Below are 25751 nucleotides of genomic sequence, written 5' to 3'. Positions count from 1 at the left end.
CTTTGTAATTTTTTTGACCGTACGGTGAATACCATGTTGAATCAGGAAGCCTATAGCAGTTACCACTCCACCAATCTCGACGCCCAGGTTGCCCGGGCCTCGCCGATTGAGCTGGTGCTGGTGCTCACCGACGGCCTGCTCGAAGAGCTGGCGCGTGCGCGCGGCCACATCGTCGGCAAGCGCTACGAGCTCAAGGCCAAGAGCCTGAACAAGTGCACCGACATCATCAACGGCCTGTCGAGCTCGCTGGACTTCGACAACGGTGGCGAAGTGGTGGTGAATCTCGACCGCCTGTACGAATACTGTGCCGGCCGTTTGTACACGGCGGGCGTCAGCCTCGACCCGGCCATTATTGATGAAGTGACGACTCTACTGACCACGATTAAAAAAGGATGGCTGGGCGTGCAGGCGAAGACCAATGGATAGACAACGCACTTTGCTGCAAATGGCGCAGAAAATGAGCGCCGCCATCGCTTCCGAAGACTGGAAAACGCTGGCGGCGATTAACACGTTAATGGGAACCGTATTGCCGCAGATGGCAGCGCAGGGCAAGTGGAGCAGCGCCGAATGGGCGGCCCTCGCCGCCCTGCGCCAGATGCACAACGAAGCAGTCAAGCGCTGCGACCGCGCCTCCGGAGAACTGGGCAAACGGTTGCAAGAGATGCAGGCAAACAAAGAGGGCTGGCTGGCTTATGCCCTCGAAAGCGAATTAGCAGAAAGCGGAATCCAAGCATGAGCACGACACTCTCCAGCGCAACGGCAGCGGCCAAGGCCGCGCAAGCCGAACTGACCGCCCCGGTGGCTGCCAACAACGCCGGCGCCGGCGTCAAGAGCACGGCTGCCAGCGGCAAGCCGGCTACCAGCAATGGCACTGAGAGCAGCGCCGGCCAGGCTTCGGCCAAGCCGGCCCAAACCAGTCAGAACAACCAGACCGGCAACAGCCGCCAGCCAGCGGCCGCCAACCAGGCCGGCAGCCGCACCCAGGCCGACAACACCGCGCCAAGCGCAGCCCAGCTGGCCGCCCAAGCCTTGGCCGATGCGGAGCCGGTCGCCGCGCCGCTGTTTTCCCAGCTGCTGAACCTGGCCGATGTGGCCACTGACAGCGACAGCAGCACCGACACCGGCGCCAAGAGCGACAGCGATGACAGCACCGGCTCCGGCAGCGCCGCCGCTGGCAATGTGCTGCCAGCCATGATCACCTCGCTGTTGAACGCCGCCGCGCCTGCGCCGGTCGCACCGCTGACCAGCAACGCCAGCGACAGCAGCACGGTGGACGCCATCAGCGCCACCGCCACCTTGAACAGCAGCGCCACCCGCCTCAACCTGGCCGCCGCCAGCGTGGCCGTGACCCCGGCCGCACCGCTAGCCGACGACGCCGCAGCCACGGCTGCCGTTGCCGCCCAAGCCGCCGCGCCAGCCACCGTGCAGCAAGGCGTGTTCGCCCAGACCAACAACGCCACGCTGGCTGCCGTCGCCGCGCGCCAGTCCGAAGCCGGTGCGCCAGCAAGCGCGCCGTCCGACAGCCCTGCCCCGGCGGTGGACGCTGATGCTGCCGCCCAGCCAGTTGCCGTCGCACCGCTCAAGGAAGCCTGGGTCAACGGCGCACGCATCGTGACCCGCAGCGCCGACACCACGGCTACCAACACCGCCAGCACCGCTGCACCAGCCGCAGCGGCGGCCACCGTCGCCGGCAGCGGCGACGAGCGCAGCTTCTCGCTGGCCGGCACCAGCATCAACACCACCCACGCCGGCAGCGCCGCGCCAACCGCCGCCCCGGCCACCACCAGCAGCAGCGTCACGCTGGCCGGCACGCCGGAACAGTGGCAACAACCATTGCGCGAAGCGCTGGGCGACCGCCTGCAACTGCAGCTGCAACGCAATAACGAGCAGGCCGTGATCCGCCTTGAACCGCCGAATATGGGCAGCATCGAAATCTCGATCCGCCACAGCGCCGGCGCGCTGCAGGTCAACCTCAGCGCCAACAACAGCGAAGTGCTGCGCCAGCTGAACACCATCGGCGACAGCGTGCGCCAGGATTTGTCGAACCGCCAGTTCAGCGATGTGGCCGTCACCGTGTCGTCGTCGCGCGCGCAAGCGCAGGCCGACCAGGGTGGCCAAGGTGGGCGAAATGGCCAGCAGCGCGGCCAGGATGACAACCGCACACCAAGCCGCGCCCTGTCCGAAGATGACAGCACCGCCACCTTTGCCATGACCGGGGAGTAATCTGCACAATGAATAAAAAAGTCATCATTATCTTTGCTGCGGTGGCCGTGCTGGCCGCCGGGGTAGCCGGCGGCGCGGTCTGGTTCATGTCCAAGGGCGGCGACGAGCACGCAGCCGAAACCAAGGACGGCAAGGACAGCAAGAAAAAACCAGCCAAGAAGGAAGAGAAAAAGTCGGAACTGCCGCCCAAGTACCTGACGGTCGATAAAGTGGTGGTGATGCTCAAGCACGAAGCGGGCGACAACCTCACGCATTACCTGTCGGCCGACCTGGTGGTGGCCACCGACGCCAAGCGCGAGAAGGAAGCCAAGGAAACCCTGCCCATGCTGCGCAGCGTGGCAGTGAAGACCCTGTCCAACTTGCCGATGGCCACCGCCAAGCTCATGACCATCGACCAGTTTGCCGGAGAATTGAACAAGGCCTTCGACCATGAATTCGAAGAATCGGGCCGCGAAAAGCCTTTTGACGAAGTCATGTTAGGCAAGCTCATTGTCGAGTAGGCCGCAGCAGCATGAACACAAGTGGAGCGGGCATGGGATATGTAGAGGAATTTGCAGACGCTTATGCCGAAAGCTACAGTGAGCACGGCGCCACGCCGCTGGTGCACAGCGTAGCTGACGAGCAAAAGCATCTGCTGGCATATGCGCCGCTGGTCAAGCGCATCGTGCGCCAGCTCAATTCGCAAATCGCCGGCGCCATCGACCGCGACGATATGGAACAGATCGGCCTGATGGGGCTGCTGGAAGCGCTGCGCCGCTACGGCGAGCCGGACGGCGCCTTCGGCAGTTACGCCAGCTTGCGCATCCGCGGCGCCATCCTGGATGAGCTGCGCCGCCAGGACTGGCGGCCGCGCGCGGTGCGCCAGCAAAGCCACAAGCTGCGCGACGGCGTACGCGCCCTGACCCGCAGGCTGGGGCGCGAACCGAGCGAACACGAAATCATGGAAGCGCTGGCGCTGACGCCGGATGGCTACCAGGCTTACCTGATGGATGAAAACGCCGAACTAATTGCCAGCTTCGACGAGGTCTTGCAGGAAAGCGTCAGCAACGACAGCGCGCCGAGCCCGGAAGACCAGCTGGTGGTGCGGCGTAGCCTGGAACAAGCTTTGCGCGGTCTGGACGAGCGCGAGCAACGGGTGGTGCAGATGTATTACGAGTTCGAGCTGAGCTACAAAGAAATCGCCGCCGTACTGGACCTGACTGACGCCCGCGTCTGCCAGCTCAACAAGGCGGCGCTGAACAAAATGAAAGCAGTACTGCAAAGCGTCTGACGCACACGGCGGATCGCACAGGAATTAGAAAAATGACGCGGAAAGGCGAATCATCATGCAGCAAATAGTCGGCATTCTTATCGTTTTAGGCAGCGTCTTCGGCGGGTTCTTCCTGATGGGCGGGGCCTTCCATCAGATTTGGCAACCGATCGAGCTGATCGTGATTGCCGGTTCCGGCCTGGGCGCGCTGGTGATCGGCAACCCTGGCCACGTGCTGAAGGAACTGGGCACGCAGATCAAGAAGATCATGAAGAAAAAGTATGACTCGGAATTTCAGCGCCAGTTGCTGCTGCTGATGTACGAGTTGCTGCAACTGGCCGCCGGTGGCCTGAAGGCGCTCGATGCGCACGTTGAGGCGCCGAAAGACAGCCCGCTGTTCCAGCGCTACCCGCGCGTGCTGGAAGAACCGAAACTGCTGGCCTTCATCGTCGACAACTTCCGCCTGATGGCCATGGGTAAAATCAACGCCCATGAACTCGAAGGCGTGCTGGACCAGGAACTGGAAGCCATCCACACCGAGCAGGAACAGCCAGCCAAGTCGCTCAACAAAATCGGCGAGGCGATGCCGGGCTTCGGGATTCTGGCGGCGGTGCTGGGGATTGTGATTACCATGAACACCGTGAGCGAAGGCGCGACCTCGGGCGAGATCGCCGAGCACGTCGGCGCGGCCATGGTCGGTACCTTCATCGGTATTTTCCTGTGCTATGGCCTGATCGACCCGCTGTGCAATATGCTGAAGCAGCTGGTCAACTCGGAAGCGGCCAACAAGGAAACCGTCAAAGTGGTGCTGGTGACCCACGTGGCCGGCAAGCCGCCGCTGCTGGCGATTGACGCCGGCCGCCGCCTGGTACAGCTCAACATCAAGCCGAGCTTCGCCCAGCTGGAACGCTGGATTAACGATCTGGAAGGCCGCGACAGTGAGCCATCCGATAACTCTGGTCGCGGAGGACGTGGTGCTAAAGCCGCATGACAAGGCGCATGACCAGACCATCATCAAGCGTGGTGGTGGCAAGCACAAGCACGACGATCACGGCGGTGCCTGGAAGGTGGCGTTCGCCGACTTCTGTCTGGCGCTGATGTGCTTGTTCCTCGTGCTGTGGCTGATGGCAGCGCGCAACACCGAGTCACTGCAGCAAATCCTGACCGAGGCCGACGGCGCCAAGACCGACCAGGGCAAGGGCGTGATGCCGGAGCAAGTGGGCGGCCCGCGCGGCAGCCTGATCGACCGTTTCCCGATGCCGCACTTCGGTTCGTCTGAATCCGAAGGCAAGAAAAAGGCCACGGCCGAAGCCGTTGATACGCCGGAACAGCCGTCCTCCAAGGTCAAGTACGACAGCCCGGACGATCTGGCCGCACTGTCCAAGGTGCTGACCAAGATGAGCGCCGAGGCCGGCCTGTCGAGCAACCTCGAATCCATCGTCACGCCGTATGGTTTGCGCGTGATGCTGCACGATACTGACCGCCAGGGCATGTTCGTGCGCGGCAGCGCCGTGCCGACCGATAAGTTCCGCGCCCTGCTGCGCAAGATGGGGCCGCTGTTCGCGCAGATGGACAACCAGATGCTGATCGTCGGCCACACTGACTCGCTGCAGTACGCCGATACCAGCTACGCGGCCTTTTCCAACTGGACGCTATCGGCCAACCGCGCCATGTCGGCCCGGGCCCAGCTGCTGGCTGGCGGCATGAACCGCGAATCGGTGTTGCAGGTGGTGGGCATGGCGGACCGCGCGCCGCTCGACACCAAGCGCGTCGACGCCGGCGTCAATCGCCGCATTGAATTGCTGATCCTGACCACGGCACAGGCCAAGACCATCTCCACCATGTTTGGTGTGCCGGACGCATCGGATCCGCTGACCCACGACGTCGACACCGCCTTGCCGGACGCCACGCTGCTGCAGCAGCTGCGCAGCAAGCTGGGCGGCGAGAGTCCGCTGCGTGATCCGCGCCGGAACAAGTAAGAGTTCGAATAAGAGTTCGTATGGAAACCAAGCCAACACGAGGCACACGTATGAGAATCACGACATCGACCGCGGACGGGATGGCCGTCCAGCGCGTAGCCGATAGCGCCCCGGCAGAAGCGGCGGAAGCAGTCCAGCCGCCAGCGCCGGCGCCACTGCAATCGTCCGTGATGCAGCCGGCCCTGCAAGCCATGCGCGAAATGCCGGAAATCGACCAGGAAAAGGTCGACTTGCTGCGCAACGCCCTGGCCAAGGGCGAACTGCCCTTCGATCCGGGCAAGCTGGCCGGCCTGATCCAGCGTTTCCACGGGAGTGAGCAGTGATAGTGAGCAACAACCTCCCGCGCCAGGACGCCATGCGTCTGTTACTGGCCGGGATCGCGGATGATTTACAGGCTTACCCGCAATTGAACGACCTGCTGCAACAGCAATTCCAGGCCGCGCTGCGCCACAAGGCGGCTGAACTGGGCCCGGTAGCCGAGGCTATTTCCACCCTGGTGGACACCATGCAGGAGCGCCGCGCCCTGCGCGTGGCGCTGGTACAACGCCTGGTAGGCCCGAACGGCACCATGTTGCAGGCTTTTGCCTTGCTGAAAAATGCAGCACGGGAGAGAATGGAAGCGGACTGGAACACGCTGGAACAGGCCGTCATCGGGTGCAAGGTACTGAGCAAACGCAATGGCGACCTCCTGGTAGAGCAATACACCATCATGCAGCGCGTGCTGCATGGCGAGGAGCAAATTTATGCGCCAGCTTAGCGGAACGCAGGCCACTGCGCCGACGGCTGCAACCGTATCGAATATGACTGCCAGCCGCCCTACTGTGGCGACTGGCGGCATGGCTGCATCCGGCGCATTCAACTCCGCCTTCCAGCAAGTGCAAGCCGATGTGGCCGCCTACATCGCGCGTGGCGACAGCCCCCTCAGCAGCAACGCCCAGCCCTCTTCCCAAGCCATGAGCTTGCAAGCGATGGCCTTGCGCAGCCGCGCAGGCGGCGTCAGCGACGAGGAAGACAATGGCGTCGACAGCGCCACCCAGCAGCAATTCCTGGCCTCGATCAAGCCCTGGGCCGAAGAAACCGCCGGCAAGCTGGGCGTGGCACCGGAACTGGTGGCGGCCCACGCAGCGCTGGAATCGGGCTGGGGCAAGCAGCCGCTGAAAAACGGCGCCGCCAGCGCCAACAACCTGTTCGGCCTGAAAGCCGGCAACACCTGGCAAGGCGAAGTGGCCGTGGCCAGCACCACCGAATATGAACACGGCGCCATGCTGCGCAAGACCGAGCGCTTCCGCAGCTATCCGGACACAGCCAGCGCCTTCCGCGACTACGCCAGCATGCTGAGCACCAATCCGCGCTATGCGGCAGCACTCAACACCGGCAGCGATGCGCGCGCCTTTGCCAGCGGACTGGCCAAGGCCGGCTATGCCACCGATCCCAACTATGTAGACAAGCTGAGCAAGGTAGCCGCGCAATTGCAGCGCGGCGGCGGCCTGGCCGGCATTACTCCGACGGAGAACTAGCTGTGACCGGCGCTGAGACAGGTTCTACCGTGGCTGCGCCTGTTACCCGGGCGCGTATCACCGTGCCATTCGCATTGCGCACGCGCACGGTGTCGCCGCGCGCCCCGGCATCCAGCGCCTCGCCGGCCATGCTGACCTCAATTTGCTCGCGCCGCGCGACAATGCGCACCGGTTCGCCGCGCTTGACCATAGTCGGCGCACTGAGCAAACCTTTGCGCAAAATTTCACCGGCGCGCAGTGTGCGCTTGCCACTCATGCCGACCGCCTCTTGCGGATCGCTGATGCTGTCGCTGATGGCTGAAATGTCGTGGCGCTCCAGCAACACATCTTCATCGGCCAGTACTTTCCCTGCTGCCACATCGCTTGCCATGACTGCAATGCGCGCCGAGACCAGCGCGCGCACGATGAATTCATACCGCCAGCCGTTGGCGCCGGCGCAGACCGCGATGAAACGCATGCGCGACGGCAGCCGGGTATCGGCGCCCTGCACCGTCACCGCTTGGCCACAAGCCGCTAAGGGACGCGTGCCCGGCAGCACCGTGACACTGACCTGGGGCTCGCTCAAACCGGCCGCTTCGGCCCAGCGCACCACATGCTGGCGCGCCGCCGCTTCCACCATGCCCGGTACCTGCTCGGCCGCCACCGGCGCCGAAGCAGAAAATACCTGCGAAATTGGAATGCAAAACAGCAACATTGCCGCCGAAACAGTTACAATACATTTGTTGAACATGAGCAATAACCTCTACTATGATGCGAGAGGTCATTCTACAGGGCGGCTTGCTGTTGCCGCCACTCATGTCGACACGTTTTACTGCAACGTCACCACAGGGGAAGAGTAATGGGCATTAACTTCAAAGATGCGGCCGGCGTCCACGCGGATGCACTGGCCTTGCGCGCCGAGCGCACGCGCATCCTGGCGTCCAATATCGCCAATGAAAACACGCCCGGCTTCCAGGCGCAGGACATGGATTTCAGCGCCACGCTGGCCAATGTGCAGGCGGTCGGCAACGGCGACCTCGGCGATGGCGGCGAGAGCGCGCAAATGTACCGCGTGCCCTACCACCCTACGCGTGACGGCAATACGGTCGAAATCGGCGTTGAGCAGGCGGCCTTCTCGCAGAACGCCACCGACTTCGCCACCAGCCTGACCTTCGTCAACATGAAACTCAAGGGCCTGGCGAAAGCCATCAGCGGCCAGTAAGGCAGGAACCAGCATGTCCTTCAAAGCTATCTCAGAAATCGCCGGTTCGGCGATGGCGGCCCAGACCGTGCGCCTGAATACCATCGCCTCCAACCTGGCCAATGCCGACTCCGTGGCCGGCACCGAAGCCGATACCTACCGCGCGCGCAAGCCGGTGTTTGCCGCTGTGATGGGCGATGGCCAGGACGGCATGGCCAGCGCCGGCGGCAAGGTGCAAGTGCTGGACGTGGTGCAGTCGGACGAGCCGCTGCGCCAGGTCTACGAACCCGGCAACCCGGTGGCCAATGCCGAAGGCATGGTGTTTTACCCGAATGTGAACCAGGTGGCCGAAATGACCGACATGATGTCGGCCTCGCGCGCCTTTGAAACCAATGTTGAAGTCCTCGGCCGCATCCGTTCGATGCAGAGCTCCCTCCTTAAACTCGGTGAAGGCTAAGTCATGACCGTCAGTCTCCTCAATAACGGCAGCACCACGTCCACCTCCTCCGGCACCAGCATTACTGGCAATGCCTCGAGCGAAGCGTCGAACATGTTCACCAAGCTGCTGGTGGCACAGATCCAGAACCAGGATCCGCTGTCGCCGACCGATCCGGCGCAATTCGTCCAACAGCTGACCCAGCTGTCGCAAACGGAAACGCTGCAAAACCTGACCAGCCTGACCAGCTCCAGCGCCAGTGTGCTGCAGAGCATGCAGGTGCTGGCGCTGGGCGCGCAAGTCGGCTCCAACGTGATGGCCGAGACCACTTCGGTGGCGCTGGACGGCAGCACCAAGGTCACCGGCCAGACCACGCTGGCGGCCTCCAGCACCAAGACCACCCTGGTGCTGACCGGCAGCGACGGCGTCAAACACAACGTCAACCTCGGCACGCAAGCGCCGGGCACGGTGGCCTTCAGCATCGACCCTGCGTCGCTGGGCCTGCCAGCCGGCACTTACACCATGGCGGTCGAGACCTCCAGCAAGGAAACCCCGGCGCTCGACATCCAGGGCCGCCTGAACAGCGTGCGCCTGTCGTCAGCCGGCAGCGTGGTGCTCAACGTCAGCAATATCGGCGAGACCTCCACCACCGCGATTACCGCATTCAACGGTCCATCGACCGCATCCGCATCTGCCGCTCAATCTAGTCTCTAAAGGAAGGTATCCATCATGAGTTTCGATATCGCATTGTCTGGCATCCAGGCCATTAACGATTCGCTGGACATCACCAGCCACAACATCGCCAATGCCGGCACCTACGGCTACAAAGCCAGCCGCGCCAACTTCGCGACGCTGGTAGCCGGCAATCAGGTGACGGGTGTGCAGGTCGGCTCGACCACCCAGAATATCGGCCTGCAAGGCGGCATTTTGAACACCGGCCGCGCACTGGACGCCTCGATCAACGGCAAGGGCTTCTTCATCACCAAGGATGCCTCGACCAACGAAACCCAGTACACCCGGGTCGGCATTTTCAACGCCTCCAAGGATGGCTACCTGATCGACGCTTCCGGCCGCAAGGTGCAGGGCTACCCGGTGGACGTCAAGACCGGCGTGATGGGCGCACTGGGCAACGTGGCGATCCCGACCGGCGCGATCCCGGCCGTGGCCTCGGACAAAGTGACCTACGTCGGCAACCTGTCGGCTGACTGGGTCGCGCCGACCGCCGGCTGGACCGCGCCGGCCACCGCTGCCGACGCACCGGACACCGCCACCTTCAATATGTCCAAGGCCTCGGTGCTGTATGACAGCCTGGGCGGCAAGCACACCCTGACCCAATACTTCGCCCGCACCGGCGGCGGCAGCGGCGCCTCGACCGCCAACTCGGTCGACGTACACTACGTGCTGGACGGCCTGGAAGTCGGCACCCCGACCACCATGACCTTCGACGGCACCACCGGCCAGATGCTGACGCCAGACCCAACCGCCGCCGCCGGCAGCATCACGCTCGCGCTGGCCGGCACCGTGACCGCCAACGGCGGCGTGCTGAACGACATCGTCATCAACTACACCGGCACCACCGGCTTTGCCGGCGAAGCCACCACCTCGACCAACAATGCCGACGGCTATGCTTCGGGCACCTTCAACGACCTGACGCTGGGCACCGATGGCAGCGTGATCGCCAGCTACACCAACGGCCAGAAGCAGACCGTCGGCCGCGTGGCCGTCGCCACCTTCCCGGACGAAGGCGCACTGACCGCCATCAGCGACACCAGCTGGACCACCTCGACCAGTTCGGGCGAACCGCTGATCACCGCCGCCGGCGTCGGCATGGCTGGCACCCTGAGCGTCAGCACGCTGGAGCAGTCCAACGTCGACATCACGTCGGAACTGGTGGGCCTGATGACCTCGCAGCGCAACTACCAGGCCAACTCGAAAGTGATCCAGACCGAGTCCACCATGCTGCAATCGCTGATGCAAGCCATCTAAGGATCGCTGAACCATGGACGCGCTGATTTACACCGCCATGAGCGGGGCCGAACGGGCCCTGCGCGGGCAACAGGTGCACGCCAACAACCTGGCGAACATCGATACCGGCGGCTTCCGCGCCAATATGGAGCTGTCGGCGGCGCAAGCCGTCAACGGCTACGGTTACGATGACCGCCATATGTCGCAACTGCAGGCCAATAGCGTGTCGGGCAAGACCGGCACCATGAAAAGCACCGGCCGCGAGCTCGACGTTGCGCTCAGCGGCAGTGGCTACCTGGCGGTGCAGACCGCCAACGGCGAAGCCTACACCCGCGCCGGCAATATGACGCTCGATGAAACCGGCACCCTGCGCATCAACGGCGACGTGGTGCTGGGCGAAGGCGGCCCGATCACCCTGCCCGAGTACACCAAGATCACCGTCGGCAACGATGGCACGGTGTCGATCCAGGCGCCGGGCACCACCACCATGCAGGTGATCGACAAGCTGCGCCTGGTGAAGGCGGAAGGGTCGGAGCTGACCAAAAACCAGCAAGGCTTGCTGGTGGCGCGCGACGGCAATCCGCTGAATACCGATCCCACTGTAACGCTGCGCTCCGGCTACCTGGAAGGCAGCAATGTCTCGGCAGTCGAGGAAATGGTGTCGGTGATGAGCCTGAACCGTACCTTCGAAATCCAGATGAAGTTGTTCTCGTCTACCGACTCCATGACTGAAGCCGGCAACCGCCTGATTAGCGGCAGCTAATCCACCACGATACAACAGGGAGAAAATCATGAATCCAGCAATGTGGATCAGCAAAACCGGCGTGCAGGCGCAAGACCAGAAACTGCAAACCATCGCCAACAACCTGGCCAATGCCAACACCGTCGGCTTCAAGCGCGACCGCGCTGTATTCGAAGACCTGTTCTACTCGGTCGAGCAGCAGCCAGGCGCCCAGCGCGCCGACAACAACACCCTGACCCCGTCCGGTGTCCAGCTCGGCAACGGCGTGCACATGGTCGGCACCCAAAAGGTGTTCACCCAGGGCATCCTGCAAACCACCCAGCGCGACCTTGACATTTCGGTGATGGGCAACGGCTTCCTGTCGGTGCGCCAGCCTGACGGCACCACCGCCTACACCCGCGCCGGCCAGCTGCAGGTCGACGCCAACGGCATCCTGGTCAACGCCAATGGCTTGCCGCTGATTCCGCAGATCACCGTGCCGGCCAATGCCACTGCCATCACCATCGCGGAAGACGGCGTGGTCTCGGCCAAGATCGCCGACAACGTCACCTTGCAGCAGCTGGGCCAGCTGACCCTGACCTCCTTCATCAACCCGACCGGCCTGCTGGCCCTGGGTGAAAACCTGTTTGCCGAAACGCCGTCGTCGGGCACGCCGACCGAAGGCACGCCGGGTACCGCCCAGTGGGGCAAGATCAAGCAGGGCACGCTGGAAGGCTCGAACGTGCAGGTGGTGGAAGAAATGGTCGACATGATTGCTGCCCAGCGCACCTACGAGATGAACACCAAGGTGCTGTCGGCCGCCGACAATATGCTGCAGTACCTGTCACAGGCAGCACGATAATGAAACTCGCACTGCCTGCCCTGCTTGCGGCATTGACGCTGGCCGGCTGTGCCCAGTTGCAGCCGCCGGCCGTGCGTCCCGGTCCGTCCGACGAGCCGCCTACCGTATCGCGCAATACCCTGCCGCGCGGCGTCTCGGGCGGCGTCTTCAGCACCGACGTCAGCATGTCGTTGACCTCGGACAGCCGGGCATTCCGCGTCGGCGATATCGTTACCGTCAACCTGCAGGAAACCACGCAGGCCAGCAAGAAAGCCGGCACCAGCTATTCCAAGCAGTCGGCCGACAACATTACTGCGCCTAACCTGCTGGGCAAGACCTTCGGCAAGGCCGCAGTCGGCCTGGGCGCCTCCAACACCTTTGCCGGCGACGCTACCAGCACCCAGCAAAACGCCCTGACCGGCGCCATCACCGTGATCGTGCAGGAAGTACTGCCGAACGGCCTGCTGCGTGTGGCCGGTGAAAAAACCCTGACCCTCAACAACGGCGAAGAATTCGTCCGCCTGCGCGGCTACCTGCGCGCGGCCGATATCGACGCCGACAACCAGGTGTCGTCGCAGCGCATTGCCAATGCGCGCATCGCCTATTCGGCGCAAGGCACGCTGGCCGATACGCAGCAGCCGGGCTGGCTGACGCGCTTCTTCACCGGCCCGCTGATGCCGTTCTAAGTTACGGGTGATCCCATGAATTTCCGCAAGCTCCTCCTCGCCCTGCCGCTGGCCCTGAGCATGGCCCTGCCGGTCCACGCTGCACAGGTGCTGCGCAACCTGGTCGCCATTGAAGGCGTACGCGACAACCCGCTGGTCGGCTACGGCCTGGTGGTCGGCCTGAACGGCAGCGGCGACTCGACCCAGGTCAAGTTTTCCAGCCAGTCGGTGATCAATATGCTCAAGCAGTTCGGCGTCAAAGTGCCGGACGGAACCGACGCCAAATCCAAGAACGTGGCGACCGTGATGGTGTCGGCGGTGTTCCCGCCCGGCTATCGCAAGGGCCAGAGCATTGACGTGGTGGTGTCCTCGATGGGCGACGCCAAGAGCTTGCGCGGCGGCGCCCTGCTGCTGACGCCGATGCGCGCGGCCGACGGCGAAGTCTACGCGCTGGCGCAAGGTAATGTGGTAGTGGGCGGCTTCAGCGCCCAGGGCAAGAGCGGCTCCTCGATTACCGTCAACACCCCGACCTCGGGCCGCATTCCAAGCGGCGCCAACATCGAGCGTGAAATCCCGACCGACTTCACCAGCAAGCCGACGGTACGCCTGTCGCTGCGCCATCCGCACTTCCAGACTGCGATCAACATTGTCGATTCGATCAACAAGCGCTTTGGCGACATCGCCACCGCCAGCGACGCCACCAGCGTTGACGTGGTAGCGCCGTCCAATCCAACCCAGCGCGTGGCCTTCATGGCCAAGCTGGAGTCGCTGAATATCGAAGTCGGCGAAGATGCGCCGAAAGTGGTGTTCAACTCGCGCACCGGCACGGTGGTGATTGCCGAGGGTCTGCGCGTGCGCGCGGCCGCCGTCACCCACGGTTCGCTGAAAGTGGTGATTTCCGAATCGACCAAGGTCAGCCAGCCGAACGCGCTGGCCGGCGGCACCACGGTGTCTTCACCGCAGTCGCAGGTGACAGCCGACCAGGGCCCGGCGCAAATGTTCAAATGGCCGGCCGGCGCCAAGCTGCAATCGATTATCGACGTGGTCAACAGCCTAGGCGCCACCCCGGACGACATCATGGCCATCCTGCAAGCGCTGGACCAGGCCGGCGCCATCGAAGGCGAACTGGTTGTTATTTAAGGATTAAGCATGGACTCCTCTTCCTTCGATCCTACCCGCCTGCTGTCCAAGGGCACGGCCGGCCAGCTCAGCAGCACCTTTGTGGCGCCGCAAGCAGCCCAGGAAGGCGACACGGTCGACCCGGCCTACCGCGCCAAGGCCACCGAAGCGGCCATCAAGTTTGAAAGCTTTTTCATCGGCCACATGCTGCACCAGATGCGCGACGGTAACCGCGCGCTGGCGGCCGACGACAGCCCGAGCAAGAGCAGCATCAACAACGATATGCTGGACATGGCCGACAACCTGGTGGCCGACCAGCTGGCCGGCAAGCGCGCCTTCGGCGTGGCCGACGCCATCCTGCGCCAACTCTTGCCACAACAGCAAGCTGCGCCAGCATCGATGGCGAGCGCCAATGTTGCTGAATCGCAAAATGTCAGCGCGCCGCTTAATCAGCAGCAATAAACGGTCGCCCTCTACTGATATCGGACCGGTGGGGTAAAGCCCCCACGGGCCCCTCGGACTTCACCAGGAAAGACCCGCTACATGACCATCTCGTATAACGCACTGTCGGGCGCCCTGGCCGCCCAGGCTGCACTGAACACCGTCAGTCAGAATATCGCCAACTCGCAGACCAAAGGCTACACCCGCCAAGGCGTGCTGCTGACTGCGACCGCGTCTGACGCCGGCGCCAAATCGGCCGGCAATGGTGTGCAGATCGGCTCACTGCTGCGTTTCAGCGATTCCTACAAGTCCCAGCAAATGTGGCGTTCCAACTCGGAGCTCGGTGCGCACTCGCAAGTGCAGCCTTACCTGACTCAGATGGAAACCGTGATGAGCGATGACAAGTCGAGCATCAGCTACGGCGTCGATAACTTCTTCAAGGCCCTGAATGCGGCCGGCGTCGACCCGACCTCAACCCCGCTGCGCCAGCAAGTGATCACCGCCGCCGACTCCATGTCGCAGCAGATTAACTCGATCTACAACGTCACCGCCAACCAGCTGGTGTCGGTACTGCAACAGCAACAGGCCATCCTGCCGTCGCTGAACGAGTCGCTGAAAGGCATCGCCTCGCTCAACCAGCAGATCATCCAGCTGCAAGGTGCCGGCTCCAACACCTCGGCGCTGCAGGACAAGCGCGAACAGCTGATCGACGGCGTCGCCTCGCAAGTAGGGGTGGAAGTCATCAACAACCCAGACGGTTCGGCCAGCGTCTCGCTCAAGAGCGGCCAGCCACTGGTGGTCACCAATCTGTCGGCGTCGCTCGACTACGTCACCACCAGCGGCTCCTCGGTCCTGACCCTGACCTTTGCTGGCACCAAGTTCAAGCTGGACGACACCAAGGTCGGCGGCCAACTGGGCGGCCTCGGCGACTACAAGCAAAACACCCTGCTGCCGCTGCAAGGCTCGATCAAGGAAATCGCCGAGCAAATGTCGACTGCGGTCAACGCCCAGCTGGTAGCCGGCTTCAAGAGCGACGGTAGCGCTGGCCAAGCGCTGCTGGAATTCAATCCGGCCAGCGCCACCGGCTTGCTGCAAGTGGCGGCCGGCTTTCAGACCACCGACCTGGCGTTCTCCAGCGACGGTACGCCAGGCGACAGCGGCAACCTGCAAAAAATCGTCGACATCAAGGGCCAGCCGATCACCCTGACCACGCTGGGCAGCGTGCTACTGGGCGATGCCGATACCCAGATCGTCGGCAAGCTGGGCATCGACAGCCAGCAGAACCAGTCGCAGCTGGCCACCGCCACCACCATCCGCAGCCAGGCGGAAGATGACTGGAAGTCGACCAGCGCCGTGAATACCGACGAAGAAGCCATCAACCTGGTGGAATTCCAGAATATGTACCAAGCGAATATGAAGGTGATTGCCGTGGCCAACACCCTGTTCGAATCGACCTTGCAAATGTTCGGTTAAGGAGAGCCTGAATGCGTATCGCCACTAGTCAATTCCAGGCCACCATGAGCCGCGGCCTGTTGGACAACCAGAGCAAACTGGCCTCGCTGACCGCACGTATGGCCAGCGGCAACAAGATCCAGGTGCCGTCGGACGACCCGGTCACCGCCGTGCGCCTGTCGCGCCTGAACCGCGAAGAAGCCATCGTCGGCCAGTACCGCGACAATATCGCCGCCATCAAGATCCGTTTGTCGACCAACGAGACCTACCTGACCAGTATGACCAACGACATCACCCAGAGCCACGATTTGCTGGTCTGGGCCGCCGACGCCAGCAACACCGGCGCCGACCTGAAGTCGATGACCAATACCATGACCTCCCTGCGTGACAGCCTGTACTACAGCGCCAACGAGAAAGACCAGGAAGGCCGCTATGTATTTTCCGGCACCCTGACCAACACCCCGGCCATCAGCTACGATGCCAGCGCCCCGGTCGGTTCGCGCTACACCTTCACCGGCAACACCAACCAGCAGAAATCGGTGGTGGGCAACGGCATCACCCAGACCGTCAACGTTGACGTCTCGGGCCTGGAAACGCTGCTGAACCAGATGGACAGTACCATCGACGAATTGTCGCAGCCGGGCATCAGCGCAGCGACGCCGACCTTGCAAGCGGCGATCCGCGCCAATATGGACGGCGCCAGCAGCGAACTCGATGCCATCGCCGGCAAGATCGCCAACTTTGGCGGCGCGCAAAACGTGATGGAAACCCTGGATGGCAACCACGCCAACGTCAGCCTGTCGAACAAGACTGCGATCCTCGACCTGGGCGCGCTCGACATGACCGAGGCCGCCACTGAACTGAACGGCTACAACAACGCGCTGCAGGCTTCGTACAAGGCTTACTCGAAGATCACCAACCTGTCGCTGTTCAACGTCCTGTAAACTTTTTAAGCCGACCCGCGTATGCAAATCACGTCCACCTCTACACCCCAAGTCATTGTGCCAGGCGCCCATGCCGGCAATGCCGCTGCGGTGGACGGCACGTCGCTGGGTCTGAACGGCGAAAACGCCGCCACCGCGACGCCGGTTACGCCGACGCCGAACTCGGCGGCGCCACTGCGCCGCGGCCTGAACAACTGGGACCAGCCGCTGCAAGGCGATATTTCCGGCGCCCAGCAGGCACTCGATTTCCTCGAACAGAGCGCGGCCCAGCTGCGCAATCTGAAGGCCGACCTGAGCAGCCGCCTGGCCAATCGCCAGCGTTCCGACGGCGCACTGGAGTCGCGCGTGCGCCAGTTCAGCAACAGCTGGCGCAACCGCAGCAATGCCTCGGGTGGCACACTGGATGCGCGCCTGAAGTTCAGCAACAAGGGCACCACCACCAATTTCACCGTGCGCGGCATGAGCCTGGCCAACCTGCGCAGCGGCGGCCGCGAAGTGCTCGCAATTTCCGTCGGCGGTGGCCAGAACGTGCGTTCGGTGGTGGTGGAACCGGGCCTGAGCGACGAGCAAATCGCCCAGCGTTTTGACGAGGCGCTGGCGCCGAGCGGCGTGCGCGCAGACATCAATGATGACGGCCAGCTGGAGTTTTCGACTTCGGAAGCGCAGTGGGCCAATGTACGTGACACCATCGCCGTGCAAGGTGGCGGCGTACGCTTCCCGACCGGCCAGCTGAACCGCGTGAAGGCGGAAGCCGAAGCGCCGGAAGTCGATCCGGACAGCTGGAACACGGCGGACGTTGACGGCATCCGCACCACCCTGCAGCAAGTGGTGCAGGCGCTGGCCAAGGTCGAACAGTCGATCTCCTCGGTGCACCAGGCACTGGCGCAAGTGAGCGCGCGCGTGCAGAACGCCGCGCCAGCCGCCACCAAGAATGGCATGGACCAAGTGGCGCAGAACTTCCTGTCGACCACCAAACAGCCCGGCTACCAGTCGCTGCTGTCGATCACCTCGGCACTGGCTGGCATCAGCCGCGAACGCGTGGTGTCGCTGCTGAGTTTGCGCTAATTCTGCTGCACTAAGCTAGCAAGCCCAGCCCCCGGTGCGCCAGCGCCGACAACTCAGGCGCCGGCATGGCGCCGGCAAACACAAACCCTTGTGCATAATCGCAGCCGGCCATGGCCAGCAAGCCGCTCTGCGCCGCCGTTTCCACCCCTTCCGCCACCACCCGCAGGCCCAGCTTGTGGGCCATGACGATCAGCGCCTCGCACATGGCCAGATCGCCACTGTCGCTGGCCAGGTGCTGGATGAAACTGTGGTCGAGCTTGAGCAAGTCGATGCCGAAGTGCTTGAGGTGGGAGAGCGAGGAATAGCCGGTGCCGAAGTTATCCAGCGCCACCTGCAAGCCCATCTCGCGCAGGTCGCGCAAGCGCTCGGTGACGCGGCTGGCGCCGTCCAGCAGCACCCCCTCGGTAATCTCCAGCACGATGCTGCGCGGCGGCAGACCGAGGCGGCTGGCATGCTGCAGCCAGTCGACGTATAGCGCGGTATCGCCACGCAGCTGCGCCGCCGACTGGTTGACGCTGACCTGGAAGCCGCTGCCCAACTCCTCCTGCCAGCGCTTGGCCTGCTGCGCCGCCTGGCGGAACACCCAGTCGCCGATTTCCAGCATCATGCCGCCGGCTTCGGCATACGCCAGGAAGTCTGCTGGACTGAGCAGCCCGCGCTGCGGATGGCGCCAGCGCAGCAAGGCTTCGGCGCGCTCGATCTGACCATTTTGCAAGTTGACGATGGGCTGGTAGTGCAACTCGAACTGTTCGTGCGCCAGCGCCGAACGCAAATCCAGCGTCACTTGCTGGCGCGTCCGCGCCGCCAGCTGCAAGTCGGGTGTGAAATAGCTGTAGCGATTGCGGCCGCTCTGCTTGGCCGCGTACATGGCCTGGTCGGCGCAGCGCAGCAAGTCTTCCGGCGTGGCGGCGTCGGCCGGATACAGCGCGATGCCAACGCTGGCCGAGACCGACGGCAGCGCGCCCTCCACCGTCACCGGCCGGCTCAGCAGCGCCAGCATGCCCTGCACCAGGCGGTCGATGCCGTCAGCGTGCTCAAGCCCGGACAAGATCACGGTGAACTCATCGCCGCCCAAGCGCGCTACCGTGTCCGAGCTGCGCACGCACAGGCCGATGCGGCGCGCCGCCTCCACCAGCACCGCGTCGCCCTGCTGGTGGCCGAGCGTGTCGTTGACTTCCTTGAAGCCGTCGAGGTCGATGAACAGCAGCGCCAGCTGCAAGCCCTCGCGCCGCGCCTTCTTGATTTCCTGGTTCAGGCGGTCGTGGAACATGTGGCGGTTGGGCAGCGCGGTGAGCTGATCGAAATTCGCCTGATGCCAGATCAGCTCGGCCGAGGCGCGGCTGTCGGTGACGTCGGTCACCAACGCCAGCGCGCCGCGGTAGCTGCCGTCGTTGTCGAAGATGGGATTGGTGGCCAGCGTAGCCCACAGGTCGCCGCCGTCCTTGCGGATGAACTTGAACTCGTGGCGCTCCGACATGCCCTGCTGGCGGCGCGCGATATTGCGTTCGAGGATGGCGCGGCCCTCTTCATCCATGAAGGCCACCAGCGGCTGTTCCAGCATTTCCTCAATGCTGTAGCCCAGCATCAGCGCCATCTTCGGATTCACAAAGCTGGTGCGCGCGGCGGCGTCGATTTCCCAGATGCCTTCCTCGGCGTTGTGGACGATGCGGCGGAAACGTTCCTCGCTGCGCTCCAGCGCCGCCAGCTTGCCCTCGGCCAGTTCCAGCACCATGCGGATGCCCTGCCCGCTGCCATCAACGCTGGCGCGCAGCGACACCGGGAAACCTTGCAGGTTACGGTTGCGCAGCATTTGCAGGTCGCACTGCTCGGGCTGGCCGGAGTTGATGGCGCGCCGCAAGAAGCGGTCGAAGTCGTCGTGGAAGCGCGCCGCGATGAACTGGCGGAACGGCGCCCGCTCGGGATTGGCGCGCGGCAGACCCAGCAAATCGGCGCCCACCACATTCATCTGCAGGATGGTGGTGTCGAAGGCCAGCACGAAATAGCCGACCGGCGCCAGCAGGTAGATATCATTGAAATAGGCTTGCTCCGGCTCGTCTGCGGCGCTCGCGTACGGCGCCATGGCGGCTTCCTCGGCGAGGACCGCCAATCCGGGCAGCTCAGCGTGCATAGTCTTCTCCATACACCCCCTTCTTTGATGTCTTCAGACTAACATTTCGGAACCGGGATGTCGAGCAGATGGGCTATCGGGAGTGGTGTGCGCGGTTCAAGCGTTGTTCCGCGCGCCGTTGCAGCGCTTCAAACAGCAGGCTGAGCAGCCAATAAATGCCGGCGGCGGCCAGATACATCGGCAGCGGCTGGAACGTGGTGGCAATCACTTCCTTGGTCGACAGCATCAGCTCGGTGAGCGTGATGACCGATACCAGCGAGGTATCCTTGATCAGACTGATCAGCGTATTGCTCATGGCCGGCACCGCCACCCGCAGCGCCTGCGGCAGCACCACGTAGTACAGCGTGCTCCAGTAGCCGAGGCCAAGGCTGAAACTGGCCGCCCACTGGCCCTTGCTGATCGAGGCGATGGCGCCGCGCAAACTCTCGGACAGGAAGGCGCCCGAGTTCAGGCTCAGCGCCAGGATGCCGGCGGTGACCGGCGTGAATTCAATACCGACGCTGGGCAAGCCGTAGTAAATCACGAACATCTGCACCAGCAGCGGCGTGCCGCGCATCAGGCTGACATACACGCTGGCCGGCCACGACAGCCAGCGATATGGCAGCAAGCGCAACACCGCCACCGGAAAGCCGATCAGCAAGCCGCCCAGCATGGCGGCCAGCGCGAACAGCACCGTGTAGCCGGCGCCGCGCAGCATCACCGGCGCCGCCTCGCGCAGCAACTCCAGCCACTCCATCGCTTACGGCGCCTTGCTGACGTCGACGCCGAACCATTTCAGCGAAATGGCTTTCAGGCTGCCGTCGGCGGCCGCATCGGCCAGCGCCTTGTTGAGCGCCTGCTTGAATTCGGGATTGCCCTTCTTGAATGGAATACCCATGCGCTCGACCGCGCCGACTTGCGCGCCGGCCTTGATCGGCAGCTTGGAAATCTTCAGCAGGTAGGCCGACATCAGGCTATCGTTGAGCGCCGCGTCGATGCGGCCGGAGGCCAGGTCGGACATGGTGTCCGGCGCCGCCGCGTAGCTGCGCACTTCCACGCCTGGTACCGCCTTGGCTTGCTGCTCGTAGACGCTGCCCTGCCCCACGCCCAGTTTCTTGCCTTTCAAATCGGCCAGCGATTTGTAGGTGGCGGTCTCGTTGCTGCGCACAATCAGCTGCGGCATCGAGTAAATATAAGGCTGGGAAAAATCAAACGCCTGTTCTCGCTTGGGATTGATGCCGACCTGCGAAATGATCACGTCGTATTTGTTGGCAGCCAGCCCAGCCAGGATGCTGGCCCACTCGCTGCTGACGAACTCCACCTTCAGGCCGAGTCTAGTAGCCAGCAACTTGGCCACATCGACGTCATAACCGGCCAGCTCGCCGGTTTTTTCCTTGTAATTGAACGGCGGATAAGTGCCCTCCAGCGCCACCTTGAGCGTGCCGCGCGTCTTCACTGTGGCCAGCAAATCAGCAGCCGAGACCGGCAAAGCCAGCGCCGCCGCCAGCGTCAACAAGAAAAGACGTTTGTGCATGAGGTTCCTTTACCAGGCGCCCATACGGCGGCGCAGTCCGAAGTTATGGCCAACCACCAGGATGGAGCTGGCAATCAGGCCGCTGAGTCCTATCATCAACTGCACCAGCTTATCATCAGGCAGCACCCACATGCGGCCCGGCGGCGCTTCCTGCACACGGGCGGCGGCCATGATCAGCGGTGCGATCCATTCCGCTTCCTCGGTCACGTCCAGCACGATGTGACCATCCTGCGTGGTCTGCATGTAAATCTCGCCGCCTTCGGCCAGCGTGAAGCACACGCCGTAGCCGGTTTCATTCTTGCCGATGTGCTGCTGCAAGGCTTGGTTATGTTCCTCGATCCACAGCTCGACGTCGGCTGGCGTCTCCAGCCCGCTCCACGGCACCGGGCGGAAGCGTGGCTGCTCCTGATTGTCCTGCATGGTATTCCTCGACTTGCCAAACCATCAGTGTAGCCGATCCGGGGTCAACCCTTCCAGGTACGTTGCAGGCCGGTGTCGGCGTGGATCCAGCCGCCGCGCGGGCCGGCGCGATAGTAGAAGCCGACGCCACCCTGGCGGAAGCTCTTCACCAGCCCGCCCAGCACTTCGGAATTCAGGTTGGCGATGCGGATGTCGGCCGCGCGGCCGACAATGTGCAGCGACTGGCGCGCGGCCGGAACGCCGGCTTCGCGCAACTTGTTGTTGGACGCGGGCGTGCGGTAGCCGGACAGGATTTCCAGCGGCGCGTCGATGCCGTAGCGCTGCACGAAGGCTTGTGTGCCCCACAGCGTTTCAAACAGCTTGGGATCAATGGTGCGGGTTTCATTGCCGCCGTTGACGTCGCGCATCAGGTGGCACAAGTCCTGATAGGCCGAGTCGATGATCTCGCCGTCTTTCCAGTACAGCAGCTTGGCGCGCTCCTTGCTGGCCGGGCGGATCACTTCGATGGTGCGCGGACGCAGCCAGAATTCCAGGTCCAGCGCCTGAGCGTCGAAAATATCGGGGGGCGGATCCATCGCGCCGCCGCTGCCGGATGGCGCCAACTGCTCGGCAGCACGTGCCATGCTGCTTTGCGCTGGCGGCACCGGCGCTGGCTTGGCGGTGGCCGTGGCAACGCTGCCATGCCGCACCGACGCACTCGATGCACAGCCTATCAGCGGTACAGCCAAGAAACTTGCGGCCGTCAGCCCTAAAAAATCCCTGCGCGTAGCCATTAGTGTTCTCTTACCGTAAAAATCAATATTGTCACTATAGCTTATGCGGAGGGAAAGAAAAACCGTCCTAACTTACGTTTAAGAAATGATACAGCTGCCTGCACGATACAAAAATTTCGTATCAGAAACTCTTTCACCATTCCAGTTATACGAATAGCTAATGGCCGGCATTCCAACAATAAAGTATTCATATATGGTGCGACGCAGTATAGTTCAGCCGTACCAGATATGTTTTCCCGTCGAACTAATTAATTGGAGCCTACCATGATCACTCGTTCTATCATCGCCCTGTCGCTGATCGCCCTGTCGACCATCAACCCAGCCAGCGCCGCTGCCCCTACCGACCGCCTGAACAACGCCGAGTGCAACGTGCCTAACTACCGTAACTCGTGGCAAGACGACGAACTGACCGGCAACGTCAAGCTGGCAGTCCTGGTCGACGCCAAAGGCAATGTGCAAGACACCAAAGTGATTTCGTCGAGCGGCCACGTGGCGCTGGACAAAGCTTCGCTGCGCGCCAGCACCGCCTGCAAATTCAAGCCAGCCAGCAACGGCAGCGAACCAGTCTGGGCACAAGTGCAATACAACTGGGTCCTGAACTAATGTTTATGCTGCTTGCCGCGCCGGCTCTTGCAACAAGGCCGCGCGTGGCTCGTCAAGCAGATACCCTTGCACCAGCAATGACACACCTGCGGCCGCGCTGAGTTCGCGCAAGGCCGCCAGGTGTTGCGGCGTTTCCAGCCGCTTGAACACCACCTCTACTCGGGACGCAGCGCAACGCTGCAGCAAGTCCGCCAATCCTGCCTTATCCTGTATTTCGCGCACGTCGAGCTTGAACACGTCCGGCCGCAGCCGGTCCAGCACGCCCAGTGCGTCGCGCGGGCTGTTCACGTTCACTGCAAAACGGAAGCCGTTGCGACGGTAGTTGTCCGACACATAATTCAACAGCCAGCCTTGCTGCGGCGTCGCCGCCGGCAATTGCAGCACCACCCGGTCCAGCGGCAGCTCCAGCGCATCGAGGATGCGGCGGAAAGCGTGGCCGTGGTTGCTGCTGACCGCGCTCAGCAGACGGTCATGCACATTCAGGTAGAGGTCGGTTTGGTTATGTTCGGCCTGGCGGAAGAAATTAATCGAGTGCAGCATACGGCACAGCCGGTCCAGTTCGATCGATTCATCGTCGCTGGCGGCGTGGTCGAGCAGCTTCCACAGCGACAATCCCTGGTCCTGCGCCGACACGCTGCGCGCCAGTCCCTCGTAGGCTTGCACTTCGCCGCTGTCCAGATGCCGGATCGGCTGGAAGGCGCTGCTCATGGTGCAATTGAAAAACCGCCCTTGCGCCTTGCCCTCGTGATCGAGCCAGATACTGGAAGCAGCGCCGGTGGCGTCGGATAGACGCGCCAGGTACTTTTGCAGGATGGGAAATGACATGGAACTCCTCGTGGGATACTAACAATGTCGACAGCGTATGCCCGCGCAGGAGAAAGCAGAACGAATGCTTTCAGCTATGGATATGCCAAAACATTCGTTCCGCCCGGGCAGCACGGCCGTTATCGTGGGGACATCGTTTAACTACGCCGTCTCCCTATGTGCCAATTACTCGCGATGAGCAGCAAGCAACCCGCCGCCGTGGACTTTTCCTTCACGGGATTCATCGAGCGCGGCGGCCGCACTGGCGAGCACAAGGATGGCTGGGGCATCGCCCTGCACACGCAGAACGGCTGCCGACTGTACACCGACTACCTGCCTTCGATCCACTCGCCGCTGGCGGCGCAGTTTCGCGATAGCCAGATCAAGGCGCGCAACGTGGTGGCCCACATCCGCAAGGCTACGCAAGGCCGGATATCGCTGGAAAACAGCCATCCGTTCACGCGCGAGCTGTGGGGGCGGACCTGGTCCTTCGCCCACAACGGCGACCTGAAATTGTTCACGCCGTCCACGGGACGTTATGCCCCCTGGGGCGACACCGACAGCGAGCGCGCCTTCTGCTACCTGCTGTCCGAGCTGGCTCAGCGCTTCGACGAGCAGCCTGAACGCCACGAGCTGTACGCGGCGCTGGCTGAACTGGCCGCCGGGATTGGCGTCTACGGTCCGTTCAATTTCATCCTGTCGAACGGCGACCTGCTATTCGCCCATTGCAGCACCGAGCTGCACGTGGTGACGCGCGCCTTTCCGTTCTCGGTGGCGCAGCTGGTAGATTGCGATCTCAGCATCGACTTCAGCCGTCACAACCAGCGCGACGACCGCATCGCCGTGATCGCCACCCAGCCCCTCACCTCCAACGAACATTGGACGCGTTTTGCCGAAGGCGAACTGAAGCTGTTTGTCGCGGGTGAGGAAGTGGGAGCAACGCCGGAATGGCGCGAGAGCGAGGAATTGCTGGTAGCTTACTAGGCAGTATTGCAGTTGCAGAATTTCTTGCGCTTGGGCGCATTCGGGCAAGTCGCCTCGTCATCCAGCTGTTTCCAGAAGAATACCGTCTCCACACCGTACGGCGAGCGCACCATGCCGGCGTCGGTATAGCCGCGCTGGGCGAAGAAGGCTTTGCCGGTGGCTGTGCTGTGCAGTTGCAGCGCCTTCACACCCCAGCCGCAAGCCTGCTCTTCCATGCGCGCCAGCAGCGCCTTGCCGACGCCCTGCCCGCGCGCTTCCGGCAGCAAATAGCAGAGCGCCAGCTTGCCGGCGCCGGTGAGCAAAGCGACGCCGACGACGGCACCTTCGCTGATAGCCACCAGCGAAAAATTGGTGGGCGAGCTGAACCAGTTCGCCACCATCTGCGGAGTTTTATTGCCTAGCCAGGCATCAAGAATGGCGGGATCGTTTTTATGATCCAGTTCGCAGCATTCCTTGATCGAACGGCGTAAGACAGTGCATGCCGCTTCTGCATCCGTCGAAGCGGCAATACGAATTTCAAGACTCATGTACGCTCACAAAACATTACTTTAGTACTGGGAACGACTATACACCAAGCGGGAGAAAGCCGTCGGATGCTGCCAGACTAGAGCGTGGCACCACGTTTGCCCACGAATGTTTTCAAAAATCCATATGCGTTTTATAGTGTACTTCTAAGCATATTACGAAAAATTCGTATCTTTTCCGGGCGAAATTTTACACTATCAAGGC

At 62.8% G+C, this 25751-nt stretch carries 32 protein-coding genes; 24 read left to right on the top strand and 8 right to left on the bottom strand.

Annotated features, from left to right (window positions below):
- The first annotated feature begins 33 nt into the window (after nt 1-33).
- Genes fliS through GTP46_RS07310 form a run of 10 tightly spaced genes read left to right on the top strand, consistent with a single transcriptional unit; the run spans nt 34 to nt 6968 of the window.
- Entirely contained in the window at nt 34-426 is a 393-nt protein-coding gene (fliS, locus tag GTP46_RS07355; RefSeq protein ID WP_161005974.1) for a flagellar export chaperone FliS, read from the top strand.
- A gap of 31 nt (nt 427-457) precedes the next feature.
- Nucleotides 458-736, top strand: coding sequence for a hypothetical protein (locus tag GTP46_RS07350; RefSeq protein ID WP_229258839.1), 279 nt, complete (start codon nt 458-460; stop codon nt 734-736).
- Nucleotides 733-2223 carry a flagellar hook-length control protein FliK gene (locus GTP46_RS07345; RefSeq protein ID WP_161005972.1) on the top strand — a complete coding sequence of 497 codons (1491 nt, stop codon included), beginning with the start codon at nt 733-735 and terminating at the stop codon, nt 2221-2223. Before GTP46_RS07350 ends, GTP46_RS07345 begins: the two co-directional genes overlap by 4 nt.
- Nucleotides 2224-2231: 8 nt before the next feature.
- On the top strand, nt 2232-2723 hold the full coding sequence (locus GTP46_RS07340; protein ID WP_161005971.1) for a flagellar basal body-associated FliL family protein: 492 nt from the start codon (nt 2232-2234) through the stop codon (nt 2721-2723).
- Between the two features lie 32 nt (nt 2724-2755).
- Nucleotides 2756-3493, top strand: a complete 738-nt coding sequence (locus tag GTP46_RS07335) for a FliA/WhiG family RNA polymerase sigma factor (RefSeq protein WP_161005970.1) — start codon at nt 2756-2758, stop codon at nt 3491-3493.
- A gap of 55 nt (nt 3494-3548) precedes the next feature.
- Nucleotides 3549-4463, top strand: a complete 915-nt coding sequence (motA, locus tag GTP46_RS07330) for a flagellar motor stator protein MotA (protein WP_161005969.1) — start codon at nt 3549-3551, stop codon at nt 4461-4463.
- Nucleotides 4447-5451, top strand: a complete 1005-nt coding sequence (locus GTP46_RS07325; RefSeq protein ID WP_161005968.1) for a flagellar motor protein MotB — start codon at nt 4447-4449, stop codon at nt 5449-5451. The genes motA and GTP46_RS07325 overlap by 17 nt, the downstream gene beginning before the upstream one ends.
- Before the next feature lie 50 nt (nt 5452-5501).
- Entirely contained in the window at nt 5502-5774 is a 273-nt protein-coding gene (flgM, locus tag GTP46_RS07320) for a flagellar biosynthesis anti-sigma factor FlgM (RefSeq protein WP_161005967.1), read from the top strand.
- 2 nt (nt 5775-5776) lie between these two features.
- Nucleotides 5777-6208: a flagellar export chaperone FlgN gene (flgN, locus tag GTP46_RS07315; RefSeq protein WP_371869585.1), complete on the top strand. Its 432-nt coding sequence runs from the start codon at nt 5777-5779 to the stop codon at nt 6206-6208.
- Complete coding sequence (locus GTP46_RS07310) at nt 6195-6968, top strand: glycoside hydrolase family 73 protein (RefSeq protein WP_161005966.1); 774 nt, start codon at nt 6195-6197, stop codon at nt 6966-6968. The genes flgN and GTP46_RS07310 overlap by 14 nt, the downstream gene beginning before the upstream one ends.
- Here GTP46_RS07310 and flgA read toward each other — a convergent pair.
- On the bottom strand, nt 6949-7662 hold the full coding sequence (flgA, locus tag GTP46_RS07305; RefSeq protein ID WP_229258838.1) for a flagellar basal body P-ring formation chaperone FlgA: 714 nt from the start codon (nt 7660-7662) through the stop codon (nt 6949-6951). The genes GTP46_RS07310 and flgA overlap by 20 nt on opposite strands.
- A gap of 144 nt (nt 7663-7806) precedes the next feature.
- Between flgA and flgB the strand changes: the two genes are divergently transcribed.
- From flgB to GTP46_RS07245, 12 genes are all read left to right on the top strand, one after another.
- The gene (flgB, locus tag GTP46_RS07300; RefSeq protein WP_161005964.1) at nt 7807-8169 is read left to right on the top strand and encodes a flagellar basal body rod protein FlgB; all 363 of its coding nucleotides are present in this window, start codon (nt 7807-7809) and stop codon (nt 8167-8169) included.
- Nucleotides 8170-8182: 13 nt separating this feature from the next.
- A complete protein-coding gene (gene flgC, locus GTP46_RS07295) occupies nt 8183-8605 on the top strand; it encodes a flagellar basal body rod protein FlgC (protein WP_161005963.1) in 423 nt (140 codons plus the stop codon).
- Between the two features lie 3 nt (nt 8606-8608).
- Nucleotides 8609-9298, top strand: a complete 690-nt coding sequence (locus GTP46_RS07290) for a flagellar hook capping FlgD N-terminal domain-containing protein (RefSeq protein ID WP_161005962.1) — start codon at nt 8609-8611, stop codon at nt 9296-9298.
- A 15-nt stretch (nt 9299-9313) separates the two neighbouring features.
- The gene (locus tag GTP46_RS07285) at nt 9314-10570 is read left to right on the top strand and encodes a flagellar hook protein FlgE (protein ID WP_161005961.1); all 1257 of its coding nucleotides are present in this window, start codon (nt 9314-9316) and stop codon (nt 10568-10570) included.
- A gap of 13 nt (nt 10571-10583) precedes the next feature.
- Nucleotides 10584-11312 (top strand): flagellar basal body rod protein FlgF, encoded by a 729-nt coding sequence (locus tag GTP46_RS07280; RefSeq protein WP_161005960.1) that lies wholly within the window; start codon nt 10584-10586, stop codon nt 11310-11312.
- Nucleotides 11313-11340: 28 nt separating this feature from the next.
- The gene (gene flgG / locus GTP46_RS07275; RefSeq protein ID WP_202414179.1) at nt 11341-12132 is read left to right on the top strand and encodes a flagellar basal-body rod protein FlgG; all 792 of its coding nucleotides are present in this window, start codon (nt 11341-11343) and stop codon (nt 12130-12132) included.
- Nucleotides 12132-12797: a flagellar basal body L-ring protein FlgH gene (gene flgH, locus GTP46_RS07270; RefSeq protein ID WP_161005959.1), complete on the top strand. Its 666-nt coding sequence runs from the start codon at nt 12132-12134 to the stop codon at nt 12795-12797. Before flgG ends, flgH begins: the two co-directional genes overlap by 1 nt.
- Nucleotides 12798-12812: 15 nt before the next feature.
- Nucleotides 12813-13916 carry a flagellar basal body P-ring protein FlgI gene (locus GTP46_RS07265; protein WP_161005958.1) on the top strand — a complete coding sequence of 368 codons (1104 nt, stop codon included), beginning with the start codon at nt 12813-12815 and terminating at the stop codon, nt 13914-13916.
- 9 nt (nt 13917-13925) lie between these two features.
- Nucleotides 13926-14357: a rod-binding protein gene (locus GTP46_RS07260; RefSeq protein ID WP_161005957.1), complete on the top strand. Its 432-nt coding sequence runs from the start codon at nt 13926-13928 to the stop codon at nt 14355-14357.
- 81 nt (nt 14358-14438) lie between these two features.
- Nucleotides 14439-15809: a flagellar hook-associated protein FlgK gene (flgK, locus tag GTP46_RS07255; protein ID WP_161005956.1), complete on the top strand. Its 1371-nt coding sequence runs from the start codon at nt 14439-14441 to the stop codon at nt 15807-15809.
- A gap of 11 nt (nt 15810-15820) precedes the next feature.
- Nucleotides 15821-16732 (top strand): flagellar hook-associated protein FlgL, encoded by a 912-nt coding sequence (gene flgL / locus GTP46_RS07250; protein ID WP_161005955.1) that lies wholly within the window; start codon nt 15821-15823, stop codon nt 16730-16732.
- Nucleotides 16733-16753: 21 nt separating this feature from the next.
- On the top strand, nt 16754-17797 hold the full coding sequence (locus GTP46_RS07245; protein WP_161005954.1) for a hypothetical protein: 1044 nt from the start codon (nt 16754-16756) through the stop codon (nt 17795-17797).
- Between the two features lie 10 nt (nt 17798-17807).
- On the opposite strand, the gene GTP46_RS07240 is transcribed toward GTP46_RS07245, so the two are convergent.
- The 5 genes from GTP46_RS07240 to GTP46_RS07220 form a co-directional block, all read right to left on the bottom strand.
- Nucleotides 17808-19925 (bottom strand): putative bifunctional diguanylate cyclase/phosphodiesterase, encoded by a 2118-nt coding sequence (locus tag GTP46_RS07240; RefSeq protein WP_229258837.1) that lies wholly within the window; start codon nt 19923-19925, stop codon nt 17808-17810.
- Between the two features lie 73 nt (nt 19926-19998).
- Nucleotides 19999-20661: an amino acid ABC transporter permease gene (locus GTP46_RS07235; protein WP_161005952.1), complete on the bottom strand. Its 663-nt coding sequence runs from the start codon at nt 20659-20661 to the stop codon at nt 19999-20001.
- A gap of 3 nt (nt 20662-20664) precedes the next feature.
- Entirely contained in the window at nt 20665-21438 is a 774-nt protein-coding gene (locus GTP46_RS07230) for a transporter substrate-binding domain-containing protein (protein WP_161005951.1), read from the bottom strand.
- A 9-nt stretch (nt 21439-21447) separates the two neighbouring features.
- Nucleotides 21448-21858 (bottom strand): hypothetical protein, encoded by a 411-nt coding sequence (locus GTP46_RS07225; protein WP_161005950.1) that lies wholly within the window; start codon nt 21856-21858, stop codon nt 21448-21450.
- A gap of 44 nt (nt 21859-21902) precedes the next feature.
- Entirely contained in the window at nt 21903-22481 is a 579-nt protein-coding gene (locus tag GTP46_RS07220; RefSeq protein WP_161006230.1) for a YcbK family protein, read from the bottom strand.
- A 414-nt stretch (nt 22482-22895) separates the two neighbouring features.
- Between GTP46_RS07220 and GTP46_RS07215 the strand changes: the two genes are divergently transcribed.
- The gene (locus GTP46_RS07215; RefSeq protein WP_161005949.1) at nt 22896-23234 is read left to right on the top strand and encodes an energy transducer TonB; all 339 of its coding nucleotides are present in this window, start codon (nt 22896-22898) and stop codon (nt 23232-23234) included.
- Nucleotides 23235-23237: 3 nt separating this feature from the next.
- On the opposite strand, the gene GTP46_RS07210 is transcribed toward GTP46_RS07215, so the two are convergent.
- Entirely contained in the window at nt 23238-24059 is an 822-nt protein-coding gene (locus GTP46_RS07210) for an EAL domain-containing protein (RefSeq protein WP_161005948.1), read from the bottom strand.
- 156 nt (nt 24060-24215) lie between these two features.
- Here GTP46_RS07210 and GTP46_RS07205 point away from each other — a divergent pair, with 156 nt between their 5' ends.
- The gene (locus GTP46_RS07205; protein WP_161005947.1) at nt 24216-25022 is read left to right on the top strand and encodes a class II glutamine amidotransferase; all 807 of its coding nucleotides are present in this window, start codon (nt 24216-24218) and stop codon (nt 25020-25022) included.
- Here GTP46_RS07205 and GTP46_RS07200 read toward each other — a convergent pair.
- Complete coding sequence (locus tag GTP46_RS07200; RefSeq protein ID WP_161005946.1) at nt 25019-25549, bottom strand: GNAT family N-acetyltransferase; 531 nt, start codon at nt 25547-25549, stop codon at nt 25019-25021. The genes GTP46_RS07205 and GTP46_RS07200 overlap by 4 nt on opposite strands.
- Nucleotides 25550-25751 lie beyond the last annotated feature (202 nt).

The organism is Duganella flavida (assembly GCF_009857445.1).
In the GTDB taxonomy this organism is placed as follows: domain Bacteria; phylum Pseudomonadota; class Gammaproteobacteria; order Burkholderiales; family Burkholderiaceae_D; genus Rugamonas; species Rugamonas flavida.
The sequence above is the reverse complement of the archived record's forward strand: the minus strand, read 5'-3'. Positions and strand labels throughout refer to the sequence as shown.